Here is a 10,310-nt window from a genome sequence, read left to right as displayed (position 1 = left end):
GACGACCGAAACGGTCGAAGCATTGCGCCGTCTGCGGGGCGCGTGGCGAGGCATGGCCATCGCCGAACACGAAGTGACCATCGTGCTGCAGGACGGCGAAGCGGTCCGCATTGGCATCGATACGGCCGACGTGGAATCGCTATTCGATTCCTATCGTCTGCGGGCAGAGATCGAAGTGTCCCCGGGCGTCTTTGGGGTGCCACAGGACGCATTCGCGGCCGGCGGCAATGATATCGTGCTGTTCAGCGGCGTGTCATGGAGCGAGCCCCACGGCGCGATGACGGGCGAGGGCCTGTCCGAAGCATCCACCATGCACTTTTCCGGCCATCCGATGCAGCTCTCGGAGACGGCCGAAGTCGTATGCATCACCACCGACGGTGTGGTCGTCGCGTCGCCCGATGGCACGGGGATGCTCATTCGCGTCGGACTGCGCCCTGGGTCGGTCGAAGTGGAGCAGAACCCGGAAAAGGTGCGGGCCTTTCTTCTCGAGCGCGGATACGGGGAACAGCAGTAGCGGGTCGCGGGGTGGCGGGTATGGGGGTGAACTGCCGGGTCACGGGTTGAGGGACCCGAGTCACGAGACACATCACCCGAAACCCGGCAGTTCACCCCCGAACCCGCGCCCCCGCGACCCCAAACCGCCCTACTTGGGTGCCCGCGTAAAGAGCACGTAGTCCGCCTTCTCGCGATGCTCAGCGGGATCCGCCTTTGCGAGATCCGCCACCGGAATAGCCGTCAGGATGATCGATGACGCCGACGGCGCGCGTCGCTTCGCCCGTTCCACGGTGCCCAGTCCGTAGTCGCTGTGAAAGGCGCCATCCACGTGGTACACGAGTGTGCCCTTGGGCGCCGCCTTCCATGCATCGGCGATCGCCTCGCCCATGGCCTCGTCCTTCGTGCACTGCGCCTCGTAGAAGCGCACCGTCATGGCCTGCATCGCGGTCGCATCCGCTCCGGTCGGCGGGCCGCCACCTGCGCCGTGTCCGTTCATCGCCTGCGAGAACAGGTCGAAGTAGCGGTCATGTGGGCAGTTGTGTTCACGCGCCACGTAGCGCTTGTCGCGCGCATTCAGCGTGTCGAATGTGGCCAGCCCACGTCGGCTCACACCACTCGCCAGCGGCCGCGGAATGTTGGACGCCACGACGGGCCAGCCGTGTACCCGCGCCAGTTCCACCATGGGACGGTAGTCGGTGGTGTAGCGGTCCCACGGCCGCGAACCGGCGAGAAAGTTCGCTTCGGAGATGGTGCCGGCGAGGTACTGGTCGAGCAGCGGTTGCACGTCGCGCTCGAACATTTCCAGCGACACGATCACACGGGGACGGCGCTCGCCGAGTGCGGCCAGCACCGCGTGCTCTGCCGCATGCGTGGCGGGGTCGTCGTGTTGTTCGCCGAAGAACACGAAGTCACGCTGCGACGCGGCATCGATGAGCTGCGAAAAGCCCACGAACTTGCCGGCCTTGCTGTCGTACACCCGCAGCGCGGCCGGCGACCCACTCGCCGATGTCGTGGACGGACGACCCGCGCAGGCTGACGTGAGCAGCAGCAGGGCGCCGATCAGCAGACGCTGATGCAGGCGCTGACGATGACCACGACCAGACAAACGAGACGCGCGCGCGTTCATGGGCGAACCGGGTTCATGAGGTAGTCCACCGCGAGGCTGGCCAGCGCACGCACACCGGTGGGAAGAGCTGCTTCATCGGCAAAGAACAGGGGCGAGTGATTGGCCGGCGCCGTGCGCCAGTCGGTGCCCTTGGGCGTGACGCCCAAGTTGAAGAAGAAACCCGGCACGCGCTCCTGATACCACGAAAAATCTTCCGACGCGGTCCACAGCGGAGCTGGGAACGCGCCCGCTTCGGTCGCCGCCCGTTGCAACGTGGGGATCATGCGCAGCGTGAGCGTGCTGTCGTTGCGCGTCACGATGTTGCCGCTGTCGATCACCACGCGCGCCGTCGCACCGGACGCCGACGCGATCTGTTCCGCCGTGCGGGCCACACGCGCAAAGATCTCCTTGCGGATACCCATGTCGAATGTGCGGATGGTGCCCAGCATCACCACGCTGTCGGGGATGATGTTGCTGCGCACACCGCCCTGAAATGCGCCGATCGTGATGATGGCCGGTACCGTGCTGATATCCGTCTGCCGCGAGACAATCGTCTGCAGCGCGCCCACGATCTGCGAACCGATCACGATGGGATCAGTGCCTGCCCACGGCATCGCGCCATGTGCCTGCTTGCCGCTCACGACGATGGTGACATTGTTCGACGCCGCCATCATCGGACCGGGGCGATAGCTGATCTGCCCCACCGGTGCATTGCCCACGTGCAGGCCGAAGATCGCGTCCACCTTGGGGCTTTCCAGCACGCCGTCGGCGATCATGAGCTTGGAGCCCGTGCGGCCGTTACCCAGGCCCTCTTCTGCGGGCTGGAAGATGAACTTCACCGTGCCCGGCAGCTGTGCCTTCATGCCGGCCAGAATCTCAGCCGCGCCCATCAGCATGGCCACATGGGTGTCATGACCGCAGGCGTGCATCACGCCCACCGTCTGCCCACGATAGTCGGCCGTCACCTTCGACTTGAACGGCAGGTCCACCTGCTCGGCCACCGGCAGCGCGTCCATGTCGGCGCGCAACGCCACGACCGGGCCAGGCTTGCCGCCCTTGAGCAGACCCACCACGCCGTGCCCGCCGACACCCGTCTGCACCTCGATGCCGAGTGCGCGCAGGTGATCGGCCACCAGCTTGGCGGTGCGTACCTCGCTGCCTGAGAGCTCGGGGTGCTCATGCAGGTCACGCCGCCAGGAGACGACCTTGGGCATGACCGCGGGCACGCGGCGTTCCACGTCGAGCACGAGCGGAGAAGTCTTGCTGGCGGCCTGACGCTGGGCCTGGGCGACGACGGGCGTCGCGAACAGGCCGGACGTGAGCGTGGTCAGGGCGAAAACGGCCGCTTGCCTCGACACAGAGGCGCGGCGCGGGGAGCGGGGCAGGGGAGCGCACATGCTCCAAGAATACCATGTCGCCCTCAAGTTGACGGGTTTTCGCGGACCCCTTGCTCCTCACGTAACGTGAGGGACTAGCCTGTTGCCTGTGGCTGCCCCACCTGGGCTGGTGGCCACGTCCAGTTCCCCGTTTCCGAGGTGCCTCCATGACGCAAAGCCAGACACCACCCCTCAAGGTCGGCGCCCTGGCCACGCAGACGGGCCTCTCGGTGCGGACGTTGCACCACTACGACGAGATCGGACTGCTGGTCCCATCGCAGCGTACGCCAGCCGGCCACCGGCTGTACACCTACGATGACGTTCAGCGGCTCCAGCAGATCCAGTCGTTGCGGGCTACGGGCTTTCCTCTGGACGAGATCCGGCGCTTGCTGCATGGCGGCGCCTTCTCCGCCCAGCGCGTCATCCAGCTGCACCTCGATCGCCTGCAGGCGCAACTCGCGCAGACGCAGCGACTCACCGAACGGTTGCAGCAACTGGCGCGCCATCTGGACACCGCGACGCAGGTTCCACTCACTGACCTGTGTCGCATCATCGAGGCGACGATCATGATGGAGAAGTACTTCACTCCCGAGCAGTTGCAGGACATCCAGGCGCGCGGTGCGACGATGGGCGCCGAGCAGGTGCGCAACGTCGAGCAGGCCTGGGGCGAGATCATCCCGGCGGTTCGCGCGCACATGGCCAAGGGCACATCGCCCGACGACCCGGATCTGCAGGCACTCGCCTCGCGTTGGCGCGAACTGGTCAACGCCTTCACGGGCGGCAATCGCGAAATCGCGGCCAATGTCCGCGCGATGTACCAGCAGGAGCACGCCCAGATCAACGCGGTACAACCGAACACACCCGATCCGGCGATGTTCGCCTACATGGGCGAGGTCTTCAAGAGGATCGGAGGCGGTCCGGGGTAAGGCTGTCGGCTGGGAGCATGGTGGCCGGCCCCTTCGGGGTGCATCTTGGCCGCCATGCTTCCTCTCATCGGCATTCTCATCGTCATCCTTGGCTTCGCGTTCCGACTGAATGCGCTGCTGGTGGTGACGGTGGCCGGCCTCGCCACGGGCCTTGCCAGCGGACAGTCCCTGCACGACGTGATCGCGGCTTTCGGTCATGCGTTTGTCGAAAGCCGCTACGTGGCCATCGTCTGGCTCGTGCTGCCGGTGATTGGTGTGGTGGAACGCTCTGGCCTCAAGGAGCGCGCCCGTGACGTGATCGGACAGATTCGCGCGGCGACCGCGGGGCGTGTGTTGCTGGTGTATCTCGCGCTGCGCCAGATCACATCGGCGCTGGGCCTCGTCTCTCTCGGTGGCCATGCCCAGATGGTGCGTCCGCTGGTGGCGCCCATGGCCGAGGGCGCGGCGGAACACGCGCACGGACCGCTCGCTGAGTCGACGCGCGAACGCATCAAGGCCATGTCGGCCGCGGCAGACAATGTGGGCATGTTCTTTGGCGAGGACGTGTTCGTGGCCATTGGCTCCATTCTGCTCATCCGGGGTTTTCTCGAGCAGAACGGCATCATTGTCGAACCGCTGCATCTCGCCCGCTGGGCCATTCCCACGGCCATCGTGGCGTTTGTCATTCATGGCACGCGCCTGTTGCTGCTCGATCGACGGTTGCGACGTGAGTCACTCGAAGCGGCGGTCGATCTGGCCGAGCAGCAGGCACAGCCTTCCGCACGTGATGGAGCGAGCGCATGATCCGCCTCGAGTCCATCTATCTGTTGATGGGGCTCATGCTCGCGGGCATCGCGATCGTGAACTTCCGCGACATGCGCAGCCACATGCCGGTGCGCAATACGGTGTTCTGGGCGCTCTATGCGGTGATCTTCCTGTTTGGTTCGCACCTGAGCGACTTCACCAACGGGATGCTGGTGCTGCTCATGGTACTCACGGCATCCCGTGGATTGGCCACCAGTTCACGCGATGCGTCCACGCCTGATGCACGCGCCGAGTCGGCGGCACGGTGGGGCAATCGCCTGTTTGTGCCGGTGCTGGTGGTGCCCGTTGCGACATTCCTCGGCAGCCTGTTGCTGGGGCGCGTGGTGATTGGTGGTACGGCGCTTGTGGATCCCAAGCAGGTCACGCAGGTGGCGCTGGGTTTGGCCACGGTGCTGGCACTGATCACAGCGTTGGTGATGTTGCGCCCGCCGATCTTTGCGCCCATCACTGAAGCGCGTCGTCTCATGGATTCGGTGGGCTGGGCCGCGGTGCTGCCGCAGGCACTCGCGGCGCTGGGCGCACTCTTCGCCGCGGCTGGCGTGGGCAAGATCATCGCCGAACTGGCCACCACCTATCTTCCGCTGGGCACGCCGGTCGCCGCGGTGACGGCGTATGCGGTGGGCATGGCGCTGTTCACCATCATCATGGGCAATGCCTTCGCGGCGTTTCCGGTCATGACCGCCGGCATCGGCCTGCCACTGGTGGTGCAGCAGTACCACGGTGACGTGGTGGTGGTCACGGCGATCGGCATGCTGTCGGGGTTCTGCGGCACGCTGATGACCCCTATGGCCGCGAACTTCAACATCGTGCCGGCGGCGTTGCTGGAGTTACGTGATCGGTACGGCGTCATCAAGGCGCAGGTGCCGACGGCGCTCATGCTGCTGGCGGCCAATATCGTGCTGCTGGCGTACTTCGCATTTCCGCGATGAACCGGCACGCGCCACCAGGATTCATGTGTGACTCACGTTGCCCCAATGCGGGTGCCTGACGAAACCGCCGCGCCGCTCGAAGCGCATGTCGCTGCCCATTTCGCGCGGCTGGCACTCGCGCACGTTTCGCGCGAGTTCCCGCACAAGCTCGATCATATCATGCTGAATGCAGCGGACGTGCAGTCCCCGTCCGCGTTGCACCCGGTCCTTTTCGGCAGCTTCGATTGGCATTCGTGTGTGCACGGCTACTGGCTCATGGCGACGGTGCGGCGCCTCTTCCCTGCGCTCGACGAATCGGCGCGCATCACAACGGCATTCGACACCTACTTCACCGACGAACGCATGGCGGTGGAGGCGACCTACGCGCGCCATGCCTCGCGCGGCAGCTTCGAGCGTCCGTACGGGTGGGCGTGGGTGCTGATGCTTGCCGCCGAACTGGAACGGCACGACACCGCGGAAGGGAGGCGATGGGCGGCCACCTTGGCGCCGCTGGTGGCGTGTGTGGTGGAACGATTTCTGATGTTCCTGCCCAAGGCCACGTACCCGGTACGTGTGGGCACCCACTACAACACGGCTTTCGCCCTGCGGCTGGCGCTGGAGTACGCGGACAGCGCGTCCACGCCCGACGCGCAGGCGCTGGGTGCACTCGCCCGTGAGACGGCGCGTCGTTGGTATGCGGGTGACCATGACTGTCAGGCATGGGAGCCGGGTGGGGATGACTTCCTGTCGTCCGCGCTCATCGAGGCCGAGTGCATGCGGTGGGTGCTGTCGCCGGAGGCCTTTCACGACTGGTTTGCTGAATTCCTGCCGCGTCTTTCGCAGGGTGAGCCGTCGACGTTGTTCACGCCGGCCGAAGTGACCGACCGCTCGGACGCGAAAATTGCGCACCTTGATGGGCTCAACCTCAGTCGTGCGTGGTGCTGGCGCGCGCTGGCCGGCACCATGGCGGTGGGCGATATGCGGCGCACGCTGGCCGTGGATGCGGCGGATCGGCATGTGGCGGCGAGCCTGCCGTGGGTGACTGGCGACTACATGGGTGAGCACTGGCTGGCCACCTTCGCCTTGCTCGCCCTGGCTCCGATGCGGCAAGCCTGACGGTAGCAGGGGAGGGGCTTCCCTCGCCTCACTAGGTTTCCGGCATGCATGTGCAGACCGGTCTCCTCGTCACCCTCGCTGCGGCGTTCGGCGTGGCGTTTGTCTTTGGGCTCATCGCGGCCAAGCTGAAGATGCCACCGCTGGTGGGCTATCTGCTCGCCGGCATCGCGCTTGGGCCACACTCTCCCGGTTACGTCTCCGATATCTCGATTGCGAGTCAACTCGCCGAGATCGGCGTGATTCTGCTGATGTTCGGCGTGGGGTTGCACTTCTCGCCCGGTGACCTGATGCGCGTGCGTCGCATCGCATTGCCTGGGGCGATGCTGCAACTGGGCATCGCGTTGGGCCTCGGTGCGTTGCTGGCGTTCAGCTGGGGATGGGAACCTCCGGCGGCGTTCGTCTTTGGTCTCTCGTTGTCGGTGGCGTCCACGGTGGTGGTGCTGCGTGTGCTCGAAGATCGCGGGTTGCTCGACTCCCTCGACGGACGCATCGCGGTGGGTTGGCTGGTGGCCGAAGACCTGGTCGTCGTGGTGGCGCTGGTGCTGCTGCCGGCCGTGCTCGAGACGCTCGGTGCGTCGGGTGTGGCGGAAGCGGCGAGTGGTGCGGCGCATGGCAGCGGCGCGGCGGCGAGTGGTGTGGGTTTTGGCCTCGTGAAGGTCGTGGTCATCACGGTGCTCAAGGTGGCGGCGTTCATCGGGCTGATGGCCTTGGTGGGACGCCGCGCGGTGCCGTGGCTGCTCACGCATGTGGCACGCATGGGTTCGCGCGAGCTGTTCACGCTGGCTGTACTGGCCGTGTCGCTTGGCGTGGCTGTTGGTGCTGCGGCGCTGTTTGGCGTGTCGTTCGCGTTGGGTGCGTTCGTGGCCGGTGTGGTGATCAGCGAGTCGGACCTGAGCTATCGCGCGGGCGCAGACGCCCTCCCCATGCAGGACGCCTTCGCCGTGATCTTTTTCGTGGCCGCTGGTATGCTCATCGATCCGGCGGTGCTGCTGCATGAACCGGGTCGTGTGGCGCTCACGTCGGCGGTGATCATCGTGGGCAACACCGTCGTGGCGGCGGTGGTGATGGTGCTGCTGCGCCATCCTCTGGGCGCGTCACTGCGGCTCGGCGCGAGCTTCGGCCAGATCGGCGAGTTCTCGTTCATCCTGGCCGGCATCGGTGTGTCACTGGGCGTGCTCACCGAGGAGGCGCGCAGTCTGATTCTCGCGGCGGCGCTGGTGACCATCGTGCTCAACCCGCTGCTGTTCCTGCTGATGGACCAGCTCGCAGAGTTTCTGGCGCGCTATCCGCGATTGCTGGATCGTCTCGAACGCCAGAAGGCGCCGCGCCTGTACAGCACCGATCTCTGGATGGCCACGCCGGCCAACCACGCCATCCTCATTGGCTATGGACGTGTGGGGCGCACGATCGGCGACGCATTGCAGCGCGTGGGTGTGCCGTTCATTGCCATCGACCAGGATCGTCGCGTGGTGGACGCGATGCGCACACTGGGCGTGACCGCCGTGTATGGGGACGCCACGCGTCCGGGCATTCTGGAGCACGCGAAGCCGGAGTTCGCGCGGTTGCTGGTGGTGGCCACGCCCGATCCGTATCACGCGCGTCATGTGATCGAACTCGTGCGCGCGAAGAATCCGGACATCGACATCATTGTGCGCACGCACAACGACCAGGAGCAGGAGCACTTCGAGCGCCTGGGGGTGAGCAAGGCGCTCATGGGCGAACGCGAGCTGGCGTTCGGCATGGCCTACCACAGCCTGCGCTCCATCGGCTGCGACGATGATCGCGCCGACGATGTGATTCAGACCCTGCGTGGCGGAGCGCGCATGCCGACGCGCGAGTTCAGTACGATCTTCCCAGCGCAATCACGGATGTAGCGGACGGCGGTGATGGGGCGCGAGGGCGCGGGTTTCGGGGTGAACTGCCGGGTTTCGGGCACCGAGCTGCGAGTCCCGTGTCCCGCTACCCACGACTCGGTGGTTCACCCCGAAACCCGCTCCCCCGCGACCCGCAACTGCTTGTTCAGGCTGTCCGTTCCGCGCCCGGCCGTCCGTGTTGCAGCCGCCACGACGTCGCCGTGCTGATCGGCGCATCGGGGCGCGTCACATAGGGCACCGTGCGATAGTCCACGTTCCACGCCTGCTCGTCGATGCGGCAGCGCACGTACCCGCGGCGCGCCGAGTACCACTTGAGATGCGGGTTCTCGGCCTGCATGGCTGACAGACGCGCGGCGTCGATATCACGACCGTCGCCGTCCGAGGAAATGCTCGTGCCCACGAACTCGGTGGCCACGACGGGACGATCGGGACGCGAGAAGCCGTTGTGCAGGTCGTGCACCCAATTGGTGTGGATGTCGCCGGTGATGACCACCGTGCGATTCGGTGCACGCTTGCCGATTTCGCCAAGCAGGCGATCGCGCGCCACCGGATAGCCGCCCCACTGGTCCATGGACACGCGGAAGTCGGGGCCGGGCGCGGCGTCATATTGCGCCATCATCACCTGATTCGCGATGACCTGCCAGTGTGCCTTCGATGAGCCGAGTCCGTTGTACAGCCACTGCTCCTGCGCGTCGCCCAGCATGGTGCGCTTGGGGTCGAGCGTTTCCGCGCAGACGGGCTTGATGGTGTCGCCACATGCCTGATCATCGCGATACTGTCGCGTGTCCAGCATGTAGAAGCGTGAGAGCGAGCCCCAGCTGATCGTGCGCGTGATGTTGAGGTCCGCCCACGACTTTACACGGGGGACGCGCACGGCCTGATGTTCCCACCATCCCTGGTATGCGGCAGCGCGGCGCTGCTGCATCTGCTCGGTCGACTCCATGACGTTCTCGCCGACGAGACCGGCGTAGTTGTTGTCGACTTCATGGTCGTCCCATGTCACCAGCCAGGGGCAGCGTGCGTGTGCGGCCTGCAGGTTGGGGTCGCTCTTGTACTGCGCGTAGCGTCGCCGATAGTCATCGACCGTGCGGATCTCGAGGCCTTGATGCTTGCGCAGTGCGGTGGACGGGCTCGCGCCTTCGTAGATGTAGTCGCCGAGATGAATGGCGAGATCGAGCTGCTCCTCGCGCGCGACGTGACCAAGTGCGGTGAACAAACCCTGGTCCCAGCGCTGGCACGACATGAACGCCATGTTCAGCGGCGTGTGTGCGCCGTCAGCGGGCGTGGTGCGAAAGCGGCCAACGGGGCTCACGGCCTGGCCGCTCATGAAGCGGTAGAAGTACCAGCGATCGGCTTCGAGGCCATCCACGTCGATGTGAATGCTGTACGCCAGTTCCGGTCCTGCCGTCGCGCGTCCCTTGGTCACGATGTTCTTGAACTGATCATCGTGTGCGACTTCCCAGTCGACGGTAGCGCGTGTGCCCTCCATGCCGCCGTCGGGTTCGTTGGGGCGCGGCGCGAGGCGCGTCCACAGCACGCCACCGGTGGACGTGGGATCACCGGAGGAGACGCCGAGTGCAAAGGGGTCGTCGGCGAAGCGGGGGCGCGAGGTGACGCGCCAGATGTTGGGGACGACGGCGCACAGGGCGGCGTAGCGCGTCAGATCGGCGAGGAAAAGTCGGCGTTCCATGCCTCCTATGCTACGC

9 protein-coding genes are annotated in these 10,310 nt (G+C 65.9%); 6 read left to right on the top strand and 3 right to left on the bottom strand.

Going from position 1 to position 10,310, the window contains the following annotated elements; all coding sequences use genetic code 11:
• A partial coding sequence (locus VGE27_RS00205) for a hypothetical protein (RefSeq protein WP_331047612.1) occupies positions 1–514 on the top strand: 514 nt, incomplete at its 5' end.
• Between the two features lie 129 nt (positions 515–643).
• Here the strand turns inward: VGE27_RS00205 and VGE27_RS00200 are convergent.
• Together VGE27_RS00200 and VGE27_RS00195 are read right to left on the bottom strand one after the other, a co-directional pair.
• Positions 644–1,621, bottom strand: a complete 978-nt coding sequence (locus VGE27_RS00200) for a ChaN family lipoprotein (RefSeq protein ID WP_331047611.1) — start codon at positions 1,619–1,621, stop codon at positions 644–646.
• On the bottom strand, positions 1,618–2,910 hold the full coding sequence (locus VGE27_RS00195; protein WP_414653528.1) for an amidohydrolase: 1,293 nt from the start codon (positions 2,908–2,910) through the stop codon (positions 1,618–1,620). The genes VGE27_RS00200 and VGE27_RS00195 overlap by 4 nt, the downstream gene beginning before the upstream one ends.
• 233 nt (positions 2,911–3,143) lie before the next feature.
• On the opposite strand from VGE27_RS00195, the gene VGE27_RS00190 reads away from it, so the two are divergent.
• Genes VGE27_RS00190 through VGE27_RS00170 form a run of 5 tightly spaced genes read left to right on the top strand, consistent with a single transcriptional unit; the run spans position 3,144 to position 8,604 of the window.
• Positions 3,144–3,902 (top strand): MerR family transcriptional regulator, encoded by a 759-nt coding sequence (locus VGE27_RS00190; RefSeq protein WP_331047609.1) that lies wholly within the window; start codon positions 3,144–3,146, stop codon positions 3,900–3,902.
• A 54-nt stretch (positions 3,903–3,956) separates the two neighbouring features.
• Positions 3,957–4,685: a DUF969 domain-containing protein gene (locus VGE27_RS00185; RefSeq protein ID WP_331047608.1), complete on the top strand. Its 729-nt coding sequence runs from the start codon at positions 3,957–3,959 to the stop codon at positions 4,683–4,685.
• Positions 4,682–5,635, top strand: coding sequence for a DUF979 domain-containing protein (locus VGE27_RS00180; protein ID WP_331047607.1), 954 nt, complete (start codon positions 4,682–4,684; stop codon positions 5,633–5,635). Before VGE27_RS00185 ends, VGE27_RS00180 begins: the two co-directional genes overlap by 4 nt.
• Positions 5,636–5,686: 51 nt before the next feature.
• Positions 5,687–6,730, top strand: coding sequence for a DUF2891 domain-containing protein (locus tag VGE27_RS00175; RefSeq protein WP_331047606.1), 1,044 nt, complete (start codon positions 5,687–5,689; stop codon positions 6,728–6,730).
• A 44-nt stretch (positions 6,731–6,774) separates the two neighbouring features.
• Complete coding sequence (locus tag VGE27_RS00170) at positions 6,775–8,604, top strand: cation:proton antiporter (protein ID WP_331047605.1); 1,830 nt, start codon at positions 6,775–6,777, stop codon at positions 8,602–8,604.
• Between the two features lie 145 nt (positions 8,605–8,749).
• On the opposite strand, the gene VGE27_RS00165 is transcribed toward VGE27_RS00170, so the two are convergent.
• Positions 8,750–10,294, bottom strand: a complete 1,545-nt coding sequence (locus VGE27_RS00165; protein WP_331047604.1) for an alkaline phosphatase D family protein — start codon at positions 10,292–10,294, stop codon at positions 8,750–8,752.
• Between the last annotated feature and the right edge of the window lie 16 nt (positions 10,295–10,310).

The organism is Gemmatimonas sp., assembly GCF_036405635.1.
In the GTDB taxonomy this organism is placed as follows: domain Bacteria; phylum Gemmatimonadota; class Gemmatimonadetes; order Gemmatimonadales; family Gemmatimonadaceae; genus Gemmatimonas.
Note: the sequence above shows the minus strand (reverse complement) of the source record. Positions and strands in the feature narration are given on the sequence as shown.

Excerpts from the sequence above, each read along its gene's own strand:
- VGE27_RS00200 (WP_331047611.1), bottom strand. The coding sequence starts at position 1,621 with ATGAACGCGCGCGCGTCTCGTTTGTCTGGTCGTGGTCATCGTCAGCGC.
- VGE27_RS00190 (WP_331047609.1), top strand. The coding sequence starts at position 3,144 with ATGACGCAAAGCCAGACACCACCCCTCAAGGTCGGCGCCCTGGCCACG.
- VGE27_RS00185 (WP_331047608.1), top strand. The coding sequence starts at position 3,957 with ATGCTTCCTCTCATCGGCATTCTCATCGTCATCCTTGGCTTCGCGTTC.
- VGE27_RS00180 (WP_331047607.1), top strand. The coding sequence starts at position 4,682 with ATGATCCGCCTCGAGTCCATCTATCTGTTGATGGGGCTCATGCTCGCG.
- VGE27_RS00170 (WP_331047605.1), top strand. The coding sequence starts at position 6,775 with ATGCATGTGCAGACCGGTCTCCTCGTCACCCTCGCTGCGGCGTTCGGC.
- VGE27_RS00165 (WP_331047604.1), bottom strand. The coding sequence starts at position 10,294 with ATGGAACGCCGACTTTTCCTCGCCGATCTGACGCGCTACGCCGCCCTG.